The sequence below is a fragment of the Vibrio sp. 1F253 genome (assembly GCF_041439295.1).
GTDB lineage: Bacteria > Pseudomonadota > Gammaproteobacteria > Enterobacterales > Vibrionaceae > Vibrio > Vibrio tasmaniensis_A.
In genome coordinates this window covers 118901-134508 of record NZ_JBGONU010000006.1, presented here as the reverse complement: position 1 = coordinate 134508, position 15608 = coordinate 118901, and the positions used below count along the sequence as shown (strand labels likewise).

12 protein-coding genes are annotated in these 15608 nt (G+C 43.5%); 8 read left to right on the top strand and 4 right to left on the bottom strand.

What is annotated here, in order from left to right; genetic code table 11:
- Nucleotides 1-97 precede the first annotated feature (97 nt).
- A complete protein-coding gene (locus ACED28_RS05245) occupies nt 98-859 on the bottom strand; it encodes a TatD family hydrolase (RefSeq protein WP_371709450.1) in 762 nt (253 codons plus the stop codon).
- Between the two features lie 208 nt (nt 860-1067).
- Between ACED28_RS05245 and hemB the strand changes: the two genes are divergently transcribed.
- The 3 genes from hemB to polA all read left to right on the top strand — a co-directional run bounded on the left by hemB (nt 1068) and on the right by polA (nt 6128).
- The gene (gene hemB, locus ACED28_RS05240; protein WP_009848049.1) at nt 1068-2111 is read left to right on the top strand and encodes a porphobilinogen synthase; all 1044 of its coding nucleotides are present in this window, start codon (nt 1068-1070) and stop codon (nt 2109-2111) included.
- Nucleotides 2112-2192: 81 nt separating this feature from the next.
- Nucleotides 2193-2633: a GNAT family N-acetyltransferase gene (locus ACED28_RS05235; protein WP_009848048.1), complete on the top strand. Its 441-nt coding sequence runs from the start codon at nt 2193-2195 to the stop codon at nt 2631-2633.
- 693 nt (nt 2634-3326) lie between these two features.
- Nucleotides 3327-6128 carry a DNA polymerase I gene (gene polA / locus ACED28_RS05230; protein WP_371709449.1) on the top strand — a complete coding sequence of 934 codons (2802 nt, stop codon included), beginning with the start codon at nt 3327-3329 and terminating at the stop codon, nt 6126-6128.
- 507 nt (nt 6129-6635) lie between these two features.
- Here polA and ACED28_RS05225 read toward each other — a convergent pair.
- Both ACED28_RS05225 and yihA read right to left on the bottom strand, forming a co-directional pair.
- Nucleotides 6636-7241 carry a hypothetical protein gene (locus tag ACED28_RS05225; protein ID WP_017099575.1) on the bottom strand — a complete coding sequence of 202 codons (606 nt, stop codon included), beginning with the start codon at nt 7239-7241 and terminating at the stop codon, nt 6636-6638.
- A gap of 231 nt (nt 7242-7472) precedes the next feature.
- On the bottom strand, nt 7473-8132 hold the full coding sequence (gene yihA / locus ACED28_RS05220) for a ribosome biogenesis GTP-binding protein YihA/YsxC (protein ID WP_371709448.1): 660 nt from the start codon (nt 8130-8132) through the stop codon (nt 7473-7475).
- A gap of 148 nt (nt 8133-8280) precedes the next feature.
- Here yihA and ACED28_RS05215 point away from each other — a divergent pair, with 148 nt between their 5' ends.
- From ACED28_RS05215 to hemN, 5 genes are all read left to right on the top strand, one after another.
- On the top strand, nt 8281-8898 hold the full coding sequence (locus ACED28_RS05215) for a cytochrome c (RefSeq protein WP_009848044.1): 618 nt from the start codon (nt 8281-8283) through the stop codon (nt 8896-8898).
- 557 nt (nt 8899-9455) lie between these two features.
- Nucleotides 9456-10094, top strand: coding sequence for a class I SAM-dependent methyltransferase (locus tag ACED28_RS05210; protein WP_012602994.1), 639 nt, complete (start codon nt 9456-9458; stop codon nt 10092-10094).
- The gene (gene yihI / locus ACED28_RS05205) at nt 10094-10651 is read left to right on the top strand and encodes a Der GTPase-activating protein YihI (protein WP_017060163.1); all 558 of its coding nucleotides are present in this window, start codon (nt 10094-10096) and stop codon (nt 10649-10651) included. The genes ACED28_RS05210 and yihI overlap by 1 nt, the downstream gene beginning before the upstream one ends.
- 6 nt (nt 10652-10657) lie before the next feature.
- Nucleotides 10658-11146 (top strand): DUF2489 domain-containing protein, encoded by a 489-nt coding sequence (locus ACED28_RS05200; RefSeq protein WP_017060164.1) that lies wholly within the window; start codon nt 10658-10660, stop codon nt 11144-11146.
- Between the two features lie 328 nt (nt 11147-11474).
- Nucleotides 11475-12866 carry an oxygen-independent coproporphyrinogen III oxidase gene (hemN, locus tag ACED28_RS05195; RefSeq protein WP_009848042.1) on the top strand — a complete coding sequence of 464 codons (1392 nt, stop codon included), beginning with the start codon at nt 11475-11477 and terminating at the stop codon, nt 12864-12866.
- Between the two features lie 83 nt (nt 12867-12949).
- Here hemN and ACED28_RS05190 read toward each other — a convergent pair whose 3' ends face one another.
- Nucleotides 12950-15565 carry an EAL domain-containing protein gene (locus ACED28_RS05190; protein WP_371709447.1) on the bottom strand — a complete coding sequence of 872 codons (2616 nt, stop codon included), beginning with the start codon at nt 15563-15565 and terminating at the stop codon, nt 12950-12952.
- Nucleotides 15566-15608 lie beyond the last annotated feature (43 nt).

Sequence of the window (15608 nt, the reverse complement as noted above, 5' to 3'; positions counted from 1 at the left end):
ATCTCAATTTGACTTTTATTTATTATAATCGTCAATATTAAACAATGTACCTATGCATTTCAATGAATAACTCTAAAGTATTATGTGAAGTAAGGTCTTATATATTAAAGAGGGTGCTAGCATTTTTTGAAGTTGTGGTGTCGACCTCTTCAAGGCTAATCCCGCGCAATTCAGCGATGCGTTTTGCTACCAATTCCGTGTAGGCTGGCTCATTACGTTTACCGCGATTCGGTGTTGGTGCCAAGTATGGGCAATCTGTCTCTAGAATGACGTAATTCATATCAAGATGTGGAATCACTTTGTCCATTCCTGAGTTCTTAAAGGTCGATACACCGCCTAAACCTAAGTGAAAGCCTAGCTCGTTGATTGCCTGGGCTTCCTCTAAGCTGCTGCCAAAGCAGTGGAATACGCCACGTAAGCTGCCATCTTGTTCTTGGCGAAGCAGGGCAAGTGTCTCTTCAATGGAATCACGCGTGTGGATTACGACAGGTAGGTCTAGATCTTTTGCCCACTGCAGTTGAGTCACGAAAGCCATCTCTTGTTCAGCCTTGAAGGTTTTATCCCAGTACAAGTCGATACCAATCTCACCCACGGCGATAAAGTCATGTTTATCAAACCAAGCTCGAATGGTTTTGAGGGTTTGCTCGATATTCGCATCCACATAACAAGGGTGTAAGCCCATCATTGAACGACACACATCAGGAAACTGAGCTTCCGTCGCTAACATGGGCTCGATAGATTCTAAATCGATGTTCGGCAATAGAATGGTATCAATACCTTGAGCCAGTGCGCGTTGCACGACTTGTTCACGGTCTTCATCGAATTCGCTCGCGTAAATATGAGCATGGGTGTCGATCATTATTTTGTCCTGAAAGCAGTCTTTACTGAGTTGTCATGAGTATACGGCAGTGTGAGGAGAAGGTCATTTTTTGCCATTTATCCCTGTTTTTGAGTGGGTTTTATATTTTACTGCTAGCGTCCTGAGCCATCAGTGATATGCTTTTGCCTGTATTTAGCACTTTTCATATCTAAGCATTTCGGTGCTTAGACTAGGCAAGGAGAATCTAGTGTCTGTTTCAATTCAAGGTCAATTCCCAGGTCGCCGTATGCGCCGTATGCGTAAACACGACTTTAGCCGTCGCCTAATGGCAGAAAATCAATTGTCTGTGGATGACCTCATCTACCCAATGTTTATCCTGATGGGTAAAGACCGCCGCGAGCCTGTCGAGTCAATGCCGGGTGTTGAACGCTTGTCGATCGATCTGATGCTTGAAGAAGCGGATTACCTGTCAAAATTGGGTGTTCCGGCGATTGCTCTGTTTCCGGTCGTGAACCAAGATGCTAAAAGCTTATGCGCGGCTGAAGCTCATAATTCAGAAGGTTTAGTGCAGCGTGCGGTACGTTCATTAAAAGAGCACGTGCCAAATATGGGTGTGATTACTGATGTTGCACTGGACCCATTTACTACTCACGGGCAGGACGGCATCATCGATGAAGATGGTTACGTGATGAATGATGAAACGACTGAAGTGTTGATTCAGCAGGCGTTATCGCATGCTGAAGCCGGTGCAGATGTGGTTGCTCCGTCGGATATGATGGATGGTCGTATTGGTAAGATCCGCGAAGCGTTAGAGGAAGCGGGTTATATTCATACTCAGATTATGGCGTACTCTGCGAAATACGCATCGTGTTATTACGGCCCATTTCGTGATGCAGTCGGCAGTGCTTCGAACCTGAAAGGTGGTAATAAGAAGAACTACCAGATGGATCCTGCCAACAGCGATGAAGCGATTCACGAAGTGGCAATGGATCTTAATGAAGGTGCGGATATGGTGATGGTTAAGCCAGGCATGCCTTACTTAGACATCGTGCGTCGTGTGAAACATGAACTTCAAGCACCAACGTATGCTTATCAAGTGTCTGGTGAGTATGCGATGCACAAAGCAGCAATTCAAAACGGTTGGCTGAAAGAACGCGACACCGTTATGGAATCACTGCTGTGCTTTAAGCGTGCTGGTGCTGATGGCATTCTGACTTACTTCGCTAAAGATGTTGCAGAGTGGCTTGCTGAAGACAATGCACAAGCAGCCAAGCACTTAAAAGAAAAGTAACAACTTAACGTTAACTTAAGTGATATTCAGTAAAAGGGTTGGCCATTGTGTCAGCCCTTTCGCTTATGAGGATGGAAGAAGATGTCAGTCATAGTACGTGAAGGTTCACTGGGAGAGGTTGTGTCTGTTGTCGAGCAGATCTCTGAATTTGCTAGAAAAGAGAGTGTCGCTTCACTGGCAGCTAGGCTTGAAGGGAAAAAGAGCCTGATCTTAGTGGCTGAAGAGGCGAACGTGTTACTCGGCTTTAAAATTGGTTATGAGCTTAACTCAAATACTTTCTATAGTTGGTTTGGTGGTGTGTCACCGCTTGCAAGAAATAAGGGGGTCGCACAGGCTCAATTAGATGTTCAGGAGCAGTGGGCACAAGAGCGGGGTTATGAGCAGCTGAAAGTAAAATCTCGTAACCAGTTTCCTGCGATGCTGTGTTTACTATTGAAAAATGGATATCGAATTGAAAAATTGGAAGAAAAAGAAGAGATTAATGAAAATCGAATCCATTTCGTGAAGCAATTATCAGCTTAATGATTTGCTTTATCGGGGTGATAAATCATTTAAAATGAATTTAATGAGATTTATTATCATTTAGTTGTTGACTATTAAATGAGAATCATTATTATTAACCCTGTCTTAGGGAATGAGGAAATGTTCACAAGGATGTTAAGTACTCAAGTATCAACTTGGTTACCCAACAGAATTCTCGCGAACTTGTACTAAGTTCTTTTTGACACGACATTGCTCACATTGCTTCCAGTGTAATTTATAGCTTTTAGGTAAAGCTGTGGTATTCAATTTGAATGGCTTTACCAGTTTTTGCTAGGCGACATCTTCGGGTGTCGCTTTTTTTATACCTCCAATTCAACAATATGCATATTTAGTGGCACGTTTTTTTATGAATAAAACGCCATCAGCATTCTTTTCCACAATGCAGGATCGTAAAAAGATCGTTGATCATATGTTCGATCTGTAGAATTATTCTTTATTTTCAGTGTGTTGCTGGTGTTTTTTGATTTGTTAACCTTAATTCTCAACAGGGTGGATAAATAATATAAACAGAGTTATCCACAGAACGCTTGCGTCTAAGAACAAAAAATAACAACAAATCGATTATAACGAATACAACCGAGTGAACGGATACAGATCGACAACATGGAATCCAACCAACAGACGTGGCATTCTTAACAGATAATTTCTGTACTTACTGGATTCACAAATATTATGGCTCGTATTCCTGATAATCCATTGATTCTGATCGATGGCTCTTCTTACCTATATCGCGCGTTCCATGCTTACCCTGGCACCATGAGCAATGGTGATATCCCAACGAACGCTGTTTATGGTGTAGTTAACATGCTACGCAGCATGATGCGTCAATTTGCTTCTGATCGTATTGCGGTTATTTTTGATGCGAAAGGGAAAACGTTCCGTGATGACATGTACCCAGAGTACAAAGCAAACCGCCCACCTATGCCTGACGATCTTCGTTGCCAGATAGAACCATTGCACAATGTGATTCGTGCGATGGGTTTGCCACTTATCTCTATTCCTGGCGTTGAAGCAGATGACGTGATTGGTACGCTTGCTTCTCAAGCTTCTGCGATGGGGATGCCTGTACTTATCAGTACTGGTGATAAAGATATGGCGCAGTTAGTTGATGACAACGTTACTCTGATCAACACCATGACCAACGTGGTAATGGATCGCGAAGGTGTGATTGAGAAGTTTGGTATCCCGCCAGAACTGATCATCGATTATTTGGCACTGATGGGTGATAAAGTCGATAACATCCCTGGTGTTCCGGGTGTGGGTGACAAGACAGCGACGGCTTTGCTGCAAGGCATTGGTAGTATCGAAAAGTTGTATCAGAATCTTGATGATATTGCGGCGCTTGGTTTCCGTGGTTCGAAGACGATGGCTAAGAAGCTGGCTGATAATAAAGCCAATGCTGACATGTCTTACGAGCTTGCAACAATCAAGCTAGATGTTGAGCTTGAAGAGACACCAGAATCATTGGTAAAAGCTCAACCCAATATCGATGAGTTGATCAAGCTATACGGTCAATTGGTTTTCAAATCTTGGCTGAACGAGCTCCTTGAAGGTGGCAGCGGAGTGGTTGAGGCGGATGAGAAATCTGCCGCAGCGGGAGCTGGATCAGTACGTAGCAGCGCTTCTACTGTAGAGATGAATACGTCTGCCGTGACGATTGATCGTAGCAACTACGAAACGATTCTAGATGAAGCGTCATTCAATGTTTGGTTAGAAAAGCTTAAAGCAGCTGAATTGTTTGCTTTTGATACTGAGACAGACAGCCTTGATTACATGGTGGCGAACCTGGTCGGTCTATCATTTGCGACGGACGAGGGCGTTGCCGCTTACGTACCGGTTGCTCATGATTACCTAGATGCACCGCAACAGCTGGATCGTGATTGGGTACTTGAACAACTGAAACCGATTCTTGAAGATGATGCTCAAGCTAAAGTGGGTCAAAACCTGAAGTACGATATGAGTGTGCTAGCGCGCTACGGTATCGAGATGAAAGGCATCAAACACGATACCATGCTGGCGTCTTACGTTTTCAACAGCGTAGGTGGCAAGCATGATATGGACAGCCTAGCGCTGCGTTTCCTTCAGCACAGCTGCATCTCATTTGAGCAAATCGCAGGTAAAGGTAAGAAACAGCTTACTTTCAACCAGATTGAACTGGGTGAGGCGTCTCCATACGCTGCAGAAGATGCTGATGTGACATTACGTCTTCATAACCGCCTGATGGAAAACATTGAGCAAGATGAAAAGCTAAAAACCATCTATGAAGAAATCGAAGTACCGCTGATCCCTGTGATGTCTCGCATTGAACGCACAGGTGTATTCATTGATGACATGTTGTTAGGGGCTCAATCGCAAGAGATTGCGGTTCGTCTGGATGAGCTAGAGCAGAAAGCTTACGAGATAGCAGAGCAAGAGTTCAATATGAACTCGCCAAAACAACTGCAAGCGATCCTGTTTGAGAAAATGGGTCTGCCAGTTATCAAGAAAACGCCATCAGGTGCACCTTCAACCAACGAAGAAGTGCTTCAAGAGCTGGCGCTTGATTACCCGCTACCTAAGTTGATCATTGAGTATCGTGGTCTTGCGAAGCTTAAGTCGACGTACACAGATAAACTGCCGAAGATGATCAACGCTGAGACTGGTCGTGTTCATACGTCTTATCATCAAGCGGTGACCGCGACGGGCCGTTTGTCTTCGACTGATCCAAACCTACAGAACATCCCAATTCGTAATGAAGAAGGTCGTCGTATCCGCCAAGCATTCGTTGCACAGCATGGTTGGAAGATTCTAGCGGTCGATTACTCTCAAATTGAATTGCGTATCATGGCGCACCTATCGGGTGATAAAGCGCTGCTGGAAGCATTCCAACAAGGCAAAGATATCCACGCGGCAACGGCTGCTGAGATCATTGGTGTTGATATTGAGAGTGTGACCACTGAGCAGCGTCGTCGTGCTAAAGCGGTTAACTTTGGTCTTATCTACGGCATGAGTGCTTTTGGTTTGGCTAAGCAGCTAGGTATTCCTCGTGGCGAAGCACAACACTACATGGATACTTACTTTGAGCGTTACCCAGGTGTGATGCAGTATATGGAAGACACACGCAGCGCGGCTTCAGAGCAAGGCTTTGTTGAAACCATTTACGGTCGTCGTCTGCACCTTCCTGAGATTCAATCTCGAAATGGCATGCGTCGTAAGGCTGCTGAACGTGCGGCAATCAACGCGCCAATGCAGGGCACAGCAGCAGATATCATTAAGAAAGCGATGCTGTTGGTTGATGAATGGATTCAAGCGGAAGGCGATGGTCGTGTGAAACTGCTTATGCAAGTACACGATGAATTGGTCTTCGAAGTGGAAGAGTCAGCTTTAGCCGAAATTGAAAGTAAAGTACAAGAATTGATGGAATCCGCCGCAGAGCTAGAAGTACCGCTTGTCGCGGAAGCTGGCCACGGTGACAACTGGGATCAAGCCCACTAATCAGTTTTTGACCTTATTGAGTAAATTAGTATGAGCCAGTGCACAAACACTGGCTTTTTTTTGTCTCGAATAAAGTTAAGTCATAAGAAGATTTTGGGTGTTTTAATAAAACGTTCATGAAAAAAAACTACAAAAATGGTTTTCATTTCTGAGCAATTGTTGTACATTAAATCTTGTAGGGTACAGAGGTAAGATGTTCTATCTTTCAGACCTTTTGTTTCACGTTATTGGATTAGGCTGATTCAGCCGCCCCAGTCAGTATTTGACTGGGGCGTTTTTTCTTGTGCGAAAGAAAAATATCTCCAACCTACTATTCCCCCGTAAAATCTCCCATTTTTAGTGCCTTTTGTTACGTTTCCCCCAAGCAGCGTGATAAACACTTGATTGCCTTAGATCTGGAATTCAATCAGCAATTGGTAATTTTAATCCGTCTCTAAGTGCATTGTTTTATTCTTGAAAATAACTTTTATTTTACAAGTAACTCATAATACATTGATCGCTTACGTCTTATTTATCAGGACATTGAGTGGGTGAATGCTCAATGTAGTCCATGATTTCCTGTTGTTTCTCGGTGCTGTATTTCAGAGCTTCGGCCGTGATCTGGATAGATTGCGCCATAGAAGAGATATTGTTGGTCGCTTCCACTAAGGTTTGCTGCATGGGTTTTAGGATAAGTAGATAGATAGCGGTCAACGCGATAACAATGACAGCGATAACGGCTGCCAACGCAATAATGATTTTAGTTTGGATATCATCTAGCAGTAATTGACTGGTTTTCTTAAAGGCGAGTCGAGATTGGTCTAAGACTTGTGGGAGTTGATTGAGTGATGTCTTGGTGGAGCTCGCAAGCTGATTGATGCTTTCAACGGTTTGATTCAGGGCTTGTTGTTGGTCATTGCTGAGGTTGGGGTTGTTGACTATCGCCTGCAAAGATTGCGATATCACCTCAAGGGACTCACTCGCGTCTTTTGCATACTTTTCCATACCATCTAGGTCTAAAGTCATATCAACATTGACTAGAGCGGCCTCGGTCTTGGGCTGTTCCGCTTCAGATGCTACACCGGAAAATGAGATCAATATAAGTGCGATGGTCGCCAAGGGTTTTTTCCACATGAGTATTCCTTTCTCACTGTTTAGTTTGTTAAAGGTTGTCTTTTAGTATGGTTCACTTCTCTCGCTTCTAACTGATTAATCTTGTCTTTAACTCTCAAGATCTAGGTTTAACTCACTAATTTGTGGGTAAAAAAATACCCCACCTATAAAAGGCAGGGTATTGATAAGGCTAAATCACGTGTTGTCAGTGCTTTAACCTCTAATTAATAGATAAAGCTCTAGATAGAGGAATTACTCTGAGTCGTTTTGCTCTTCGTCCGCTAGCTCATCAATGATTTGATCAGCAAACACAGGTGCAAACCACTCATCCATCTTGGCACGCAGTTGGTCAACGCCGATGCCCTTCATTGAAGAGAAGACATCAACCGCTACATCACCACCGAAAGATTTCGCATCGTTACGGATTTTCAGTAGCTGTGCTTTACGCGCACCGCTTTTCAGCTTGTCTGCTTTTGTTAACAAAACCTGTACTGGGATGCGGCTATCGATAGCCCAGTAGATCATTTGTTGGTCAAGCTCCTTCATTGGGTGACGGATATCCATCAATACCACTAAACCTTTTAGGCTTTCACGTCGTTGTAGGTATTCACCTAGCGACTTCTGCCATTTTTTCTTCATCTCAAGCGGTACTTGAGCGAAGCCATATCCCGGTAAATCGACAATATGACAGCCGTCGGTAACCTTAAATAGGTTAATTAGCTGAGTTCGACCTGGGGTTTTACTGGTTTTCGCCAAGCTTTTTTGGTTTGTAACGCGGTTTAGTGCGCTAGATTTACCAGCATTGGAGCGTCCTGCAAACGCAATTTCGATCCCTTCGTCTTCTGGTAAGTGACGAATATCAGGTGCACTGGTAATGAAATGCGTGTTTTGATAATGAATTTTTACGCTCACTGTTAACTCCATCTCGACTTTGTGTAGTCGATTGATTACTTTTTTGTGAATTTGTGTAAAATAACCGTGCTCGGCATAAGGTCGCCTATTGTACCATGAGTGGCAACATAGAGTGGTACTGGAAGCTTGATAATTATAATGGAATGTCATGAAGAAATTAGCGCTAATTTTGAGTCTTTTAGCCAGCTGCTCAGTATGGGCTCAAGGTAGTATTGAAGCTGGTAAAGCCAAATCACAAACATGTGTTGCCTGCCACGGTGCTGACGGCAACAGTCTGATCACTCAGTATCCTAAGCTGGCTGGTCAACATGAGAAGTATCTAGAGAAGCAGTTAAAAGAGCTTAAGCTAGGTATGACGAGTGGTGGTAAACAAGGTCGTTACGAGCCTGTAATGGGTGCAATGGCGATGCCTTTATCTGAAGAAGATATGGCTGACCTAGCGGCATACTACGCATCTCTCCCTATCTCTAGTAACTCTACTCCTGAAAATGTAGTAGATGAAGGTAAGGTTCTTTACACTGCGGGTAACGCAGAACGCGGCGTAACGGCTTGTATTGCTTGTCACGGCCCTCGTGGTAATGGTACCGAACTTTCTGGTTTCCCTAAGATTTCAGGTCAGCACGCAGATTACATCAAGGCTCAACTTGAGAAATTCCGCGATGGTAACCGTAATAACGACATGAATGCGATGATGCGTGATGTAGCTAAAAAGTTAACAGACGCAGATATTGATACCTTATCGAAGTACGTTGGTGGTTTACACTAATATGTCGGTTTCTTGCTCTTAGCCAGAGTAATGAAATGTACGTTCGAGCGAGATTGAAGAGACGCCCCGATCAGTAATGGTTGGGGCGTTTTCTTTTGTATTGATTTTATATATCCGGTTTGTGTTAATGTCTAATTTATCAATGCGTGTTCGAATTGTGTACAAAAGTGTGAGCTCGCACTCTTGTAGTCTTTTTGTAAAAAGGTAAAGTAGCCGCCATCAGCTAGGAGCTGACTTAGATACGGATGGTCATCTAGTCTAACGGTATAGACAGAAACGGATCAGGCTAGGACAGCCCAGCAACAAGGTGTTAGAAAAGGATAGCCAAAACTCATCAGGACGATGAACAACAAACAAATTTGGCATGGAAAGCACCAATAACAAATGGAGATTTGTGTACCAAGTTGAGTATGCAAATTTTGGCCGATATAGGCAGATTTAGAGAGCGATAGGTTTTCCTATCGCTTTTTTTATTGATTTGATGAAAAAACACCCAATACCTCTCCACTATAAACTCAGTTTCTGGTATGTTTCGCATCCCTGTTTAAGGATGTGCTATGTATACTTGTCCCTTATGCCATCACCAAGGCGTGAATCACTATTTTGAAGACAAACGCAGAGCCTATCTGCAGTGTCAGCAATGTGAACTGGTATTTGTTAAACCTGAACAAAGGTTAGAAGCAAAAGAAGAAAAAGCACACTATGATCTCCATGAGAACGATCCTAGTGATGCAGGCTATCGCCGTTTTCTATCTCGCATCGCGGATCCACTAACAGACAAAATTTCATCTAACTCACAAGGGTTGGATTTTGGTTGTGGCCCAGGCCCTACGCTATCTATTATGTTAGAAGAAGCCGGACACACCATGGAGTTGTACGATATCTATTACCACCCAGAAGCTTCTGTGTTGGAAAAAACGTATGACTTTATGACTGCCACGGAGGTGATAGAGCATCTTTACCACCCAGACAAAGTGTGGCAGCAATGGTTGAATTTAGTTAAACCCAAGGGCTGGATTGGTCTTATGACTAAACTAGTAATAGACGTAGACGCGTTTGCTGGTTGGCACTACAAGAATGACCCGACACATGTCGTCTTCTTTAGTCGTCAAACATTCCAGTTTTTGGCAGAGCGGGATAAGCTCGAACTAGAATTTTTTGGAAATGATGTAATTTTACTGAGGAAAGTGCAGTAATGGGTCGTAGTAAGAAATCAAGAAAGCCGGGAGCACTTGGCGCTCCGGAGCCTATGGTTACTCGTAACCGTAGTGAATCTGATGTTGAAGGTCGTGAACGTAAGCGTGTTAAAAAGCGTAAAGGCCTTAAGTCTGGCAGCCGTCACTCTGATGGTAGCGAAGCAAAACAGCGTAAAGCTGCACAAGCTCGTGACCCTCGTTTAGGCAGCAAGAAAAAAATCCCGCTGATCGTTGAACCAGCGAAGAAGCCGACTAAACAAGAGCGCAAGCTATCTAACGAACAAGAGTTAGAGATGCTTGAGAATGATGCTCAACTGAACACACTGCTAGATCGTATCGAAAATGGTGAAAACCTAGGTGCTGGTCTACAGAAGTTTGTTGATGAGAAACTTGATCGTATCGAACACCTAATGGGCCGCTTAGGTCTACTAGAGCCAGAAGACGATGAAGAAGAGATCTTCGAAGAAGCACCGGTTGCCTCTAAGAAGAAAGCGAGCTCTGACGAAGACTTGCTATCTCAATTCGAAGATTTCGATTTAGACAGCTTTAAAGGTTAATAGCCAATGAATGTAACCTTATTAGCAATTGCTGGTGGAATTATCATTCTCGGCTTGGGCTCTTACGCAGGTTACCTTCTACTTCAAGTGAAGAAGCAGACGGAGTTGCAAAAGCAGCATCAAGCACTAGCCATTGAAAAACGTAACGCGACGATTTACGAAAACGTAAATACTTTGTGCTTAGCGGGCATTCAAGGGCAATGTGACTTACCTGAGATCAGTATCCGAGTGTGTATCATTATGGATAATGTTCAGGGTGATGAGCGTGTCGATTTTGATTCTGAATATCCTGCTCTTTCTGAGCTGTACCATATCGTAAAAGATATGGCTCGCGGAGAGGCAAGACAGGAACTGACGAAGAAAGAACGCATGCAGCAGAATCTCACGCGCCATAAGGCAGAGACTCGCTTGAATGATGCGGTCATCGAAGATCTGAAAAGGTTGCAAGAGAAGGTTAAACCTCTCAACAACCAAATCAACATTCAGATGATCTAGTCGCTAAGACTTTTAAAATAGAGGCTTGTTTAACATTTAGTTTTCAAGACGCGCTGTTTTGAGGCATACAGCTTTTAAGACTCACGTCTTTAATACGTTTTGTCTTTAACAGATGATGTTAAATGAGCCTTCTTACCTTTTGCGTCTCGTTAATCCCGACGCTTTGTTAGTGATCAAGCTAGCAGTTCTGAGTTTTTGTCTAAAAAATTGATTTTGTCTTGGAACGACCTTACAGGTCGTGTGGCAAAATAACCCGTCTATATTTTAATGTATGTAAAATGATTTGAGAGACCTTAGGTTCTCGCGGATCTAAATTGGAAATACCGCTATGTCGAGCAAGCCAGTAACAACGAATCAGCAAATCGTTTGGGATCAAGAGATCTTAAACAAGTACAACTATTCGGGACCTCGTTACACCTCATACCCAACTGCGTTGGAGTTTCATGAAGCGTTTACCGTCGCTGATTACGACATGGCGTGTACTCAATATCCTGATCGTCCACTCTCTCTTTACGTGCATATCCCATTTTGTCACAAGCTTTGTTACTACTGTGGTTGTAATAAAGTCATTACTCGTCACTCGCATAAAGCGGATGAGTACTTGGATGTGATTGAACATGAAATCCGCCAGCGCGCCTCTTTATTGAATGGCCGTAAAGTGACTCAACTGCACTTCGGTGGTGGTACACCAACGTTCTTGACCAAAACACAAATCACTCGTTTGATGGGCATTTTGCGTGAAGAGTTTAACTTCACCGCTGACGCTGAAATCAGTATTGAAGTTGACCCGCGTGAGATTGAGCTAGACGTACTTGACCACCTTCGAAATGAAGGCTTCAACCGCCTGAGCATTGGCGTGCAAGACTTTAATAAAGAAGTACAGAAGCTGGTTAACCGTGAGCAAGATGAAGAGTTCATTATTGCAATGGTTCAACGTGCGACAGAGCTAGGCTTCCGTTCAACTAACCTGGATTTGATCTACGGCCTACCAAAGCAGACTCAAGCTTTGTTCGCTGAAACATTGAAGCAAGTGTTAGAAATGAAGCCGGGCCGTTTATCTGTATTTAACTACGCACACATGCCGCAACTGTTTGCTGCGCAGCGTAAGATAAAAGATGAAGACCTACCTGAAGCTAAAGAGAAGATGGCTATCTTACAAGATACTATCGAGACGCTAACCGGTGCGGGTTACCAGTTCATTGGTATGGATCACTTCGCACTACCTGAAGATGAGCTAGCCGTAGCACAACGTGAAGGTATTCTGCATCGTAACTTCCAAGGCTACACGACCCAAGGTGAAGCTGACTTAATTGGTTTCGGTGTTTCTGCGATTTCTATGGTTGGTGATGCTTACGCACAAAATCAGAAAGAGCTGAAGAAGTACTACGCTCAAGTGAATGACCTGCGCCATGCACTTTGGAAAGGTGTTGCACTAGACAGTGACGACCTTCTACGTCGTGAAGTGATCAAGCAGCTGATTTGTAACTTCAAGCTTGATAAAACAATGATCGAATCTGAGTTCTCGGTTAACTTTAATCGCTACTTCAAAGAAGATTTAGAGCTTCTACAAACCTTTATCAACGATGAGTTGGTTGAAGTCGATGACAAAGAAATCCGCGTAACTTTGCGTGGCCGTTTGCTGATCCGTAACATCTGTATGTGTTTTGATAAATACCTACGTGCCAAGGCTCGCCAACAGCAATTCTCTCGCGTCATCTAATAACTCGATAGAGAATAGAAACATAAAAAATGCCAGCATCATGCTGGTATTTTTGTATCTGACTCATTCGATTTGTGCCTGATTTAGGCGAGGTTCTCTTTGGTGCTCTGTTTGGCCTCTGCGTTTTGTTCGATTTTGTTATTCGTTTTAAACTTAGCATTTTGCTTGGTGCCGAGGTCGGTAGGCCATTGGTCAAACGGAACTGGACGACTGTATAAGAACCCTTGAGCTAACGGACATTGAAGCTGCTTGAGTAGTTCAGCTTGTTGTTGTGTTTCAACGCCTTCTGCTACCAAACTCACTTTGAAACCCTTGGTTATGTTGACGATGGCCGCGACGATGGAGCTGTCTAGGTTCTCTTTTTCCAACTTACTGACGAAGCTGCGATCGATCTTTAAGCAATCAAATGGCAGTTTGTGTAAGTAAGCCAGTGACGAATAGCCGGTACCAAAGTCATCAATTGCAATCGAGATACCTAGTGCTTTTAGCGTCAGCATATTATCGATGATGGTTTGGTCATTGTCGACGATGCGTGATTCAGTGATCTCTAGCGTCAGGTTTTGGGCTGGTAATTTGGTGTCACGCAGCGTGCTTTTAACCAATTCAATGAATCCGCTTTCACTCAGTTGGTCGACAGATAAGTTAACGTGAATAGAGAAGTCTTTATTCCATTTTCCAGATTCAATCGCAATTGCGGTATCTCGACATGACTTGTGCAAAATCTGCTTACCAATGTCGTAGATCAATCCTGTTTCTTCTGCTAAAGGAATGAACTCCAAAGGTGAGATTATACCCTCGTCCGTTACCCAACGAGCCAAAGCCTCGGCACCTATGGTTGCTCCAGATTCAAGGTCGATTATAGGCTGATAGAAAGGCTCGAACTGCTGAAGCTCAATTGCCTTGTTAAGACGTGCCAGCATCTTGGTACGATATCTCGATGCTTTGCCCATCTCCGGGCTGTAAATACTGACGCTGGTTTTGTCTTGCTTTGCGTTGCTCAAGGCTATGCTGCTGTTGCGTAGCAGCAGTGTAATGTCGTTGACGTTCGAGACATTCACGACACCCATTGATACTTTGATGACCACGCTTTCTGATTCCATGGCAAATGGGGAGGTAAAGATTCGAAGTAAGCGACTCGTCAGTAGTTGAACGTCATCTATTTGATTGATGTTAGGAGCGTAAATCGCAAATTCATCTCCGCCAGTTCGAGCTAACAGGAAGTTCGATGGTAGCGTACCTCTTAAACGAGCGGCCGCAATGATAAGCAGTTGGTCACCATTGTAATGGCCGAGGCTATCATTAATATCTCGGAAGCGGTCAATACCAATTAAGTAAAGTGTACCTTTTTCGTTTTCAGGGTTTTTCTTGGCTGTATCAATAAAGCCTTCACGACTATACAGTTTGGTTAATGAGTCATAGGTAAGTTGAGCCTGTAACGCCTGAAAAGAAGCCTTTAAGTTGTTGGTCATTTCATTAAATGACGCAGTTAACATGCTAATTTCATAGATATTGCCCGTTTTTGGCATGCTCGTATCCCAGTCACCTTTGGCAAGGCGCTTTGCTGCGCCTGCAGTTGAAGTTATGGGTTGAGTTACGCGATTAAAGGCAATTAATCCAGCGATAATACCAATGCAACTGAGCGTTAGACCGAGTAACCAGCTGTTTCTTTGGTTTTTTGGTAATTCACCAAGTAGGCTACTTTCTGGGATCGACATACCAATAATCCAAGTGATGCCGTACTTATCTTCATAAGGGGTAAGCTGATTGAAATATCGTTCGTTATCTAAATTAAAACTAAAGCGCTGCACATTTAAATCATCGATTAGATGAAACTTATCTACATAACGGGCACTTTCACGTATTACCGCGTTAGCACTCTCTGTTGCTAACAAGCGCTGGCCTTTGTCTGTTTGTCCTGTTCCCCAAGAGACCACGCTGCCTCCGCCCGAATGAGCGACTAAGCGCTGTTGCTTATCAATAATATAAACAGAAGCATCTGTTTCATCTTTTAGCTCTTTGAGAAAAGCATTAAAGGTGTGGATCTTGATATCACTGGCGAGGACGCCTTTGAGCTCGTTGTCACTATAAATAGGAGCGAGAGCCGATAAAGTGATCTCTTGTCGTTCATCTGCATTGGCATAAATTGATGACCATACAGCCTTGTTCTGTGTCACTACTGGAGTGTACCAAGGGCGAACTCTAGGATCATAACCTGAAATTATGGTTCGAATGTCTCCGCTAATCGCATTACCACGATAAATGACAAGTTTGCCTTGAGTTCGATCATCTCGGGCCATCAAGGTGTAGCCGTTGTTAACTTCTTTTCGAAAGCCGACATAGTTACCATCTTCAGAACCAAAGCCGATCACATCAAGCTGAGGTATCGCTTGAAAATGCGCAGAAAACTTATAAAGAATATAGTCTTGAACCTGACTAAGATTTCCCTCTTTATAAAGGTTGTGATAACCGATGTTATGACTTAGTGAAAGGTTAGCGTGAAATGGCTTTTCTAAAAAATCGGCAAGGCTTTGATGAACATTATCTGTGAGTGATGTTAGTTGGCGTGCACTAATATCACTCACCATCTCTTTGTAGCTTTGCTTTTGAGTGAAAATCATTACGCCCATAGTGAAGAGAAATATCATCACGAATGGCAGAACCACTGCGGTTCTCAAGGTAATTTGTGTTTTCAAAGACATCTTTAGCTACAGTTTGGATAGATAGTGTACTGTAATTGTACCG

Bases quoted from the DNA above. Each gene is read 5' to 3' on its own strand.
- ACED28_RS05190 (WP_371709447.1), bottom strand. From the start codon at position 15,565: ATGTCTTTGAAAACACAAATTACCTTGAGAACCGCAGTGGTTCTGCCA.
- ACED28_RS05235 (WP_009848048.1), top strand. From the start codon at position 2,193: ATGTCAGTCATAGTACGTGAAGGTTCACTGGGAGAGGTTGTGTCTGTT.
- ACED28_RS05210 (WP_012602994.1), top strand. From the start codon at position 9,456: ATGTATACTTGTCCCTTATGCCATCACCAAGGCGTGAATCACTATTTT.
- ACED28_RS05215 (WP_009848044.1), top strand. From the start codon at position 8,281: ATGAAGAAATTAGCGCTAATTTTGAGTCTTTTAGCCAGCTGCTCAGTA.
- hemN (WP_009848042.1), top strand. From the start codon at position 11,475: ATGTCGAGCAAGCCAGTAACAACGAATCAGCAAATCGTTTGGGATCAA.
- ACED28_RS05245 (WP_371709450.1), bottom strand. From the start codon at position 859: ATGATCGACACCCATGCTCATATTTACGCGAGCGAATTCGATGAAGAC.
- polA (WP_371709449.1), top strand. From the start codon at position 3,327: ATGGCTCGTATTCCTGATAATCCATTGATTCTGATCGATGGCTCTTCT.
- ACED28_RS05200 (WP_017060164.1), top strand. From the start codon at position 10,658: ATGAATGTAACCTTATTAGCAATTGCTGGTGGAATTATCATTCTCGGC.
- ACED28_RS05225 (WP_017099575.1), bottom strand. From the start codon at position 7,241: ATGTGGAAAAAACCCTTGGCGACCATCGCACTTATATTGATCTCATTT.
- yihI (WP_017060163.1), top strand. From the start codon at position 10,094: ATGGGTCGTAGTAAGAAATCAAGAAAGCCGGGAGCACTTGGCGCTCCG.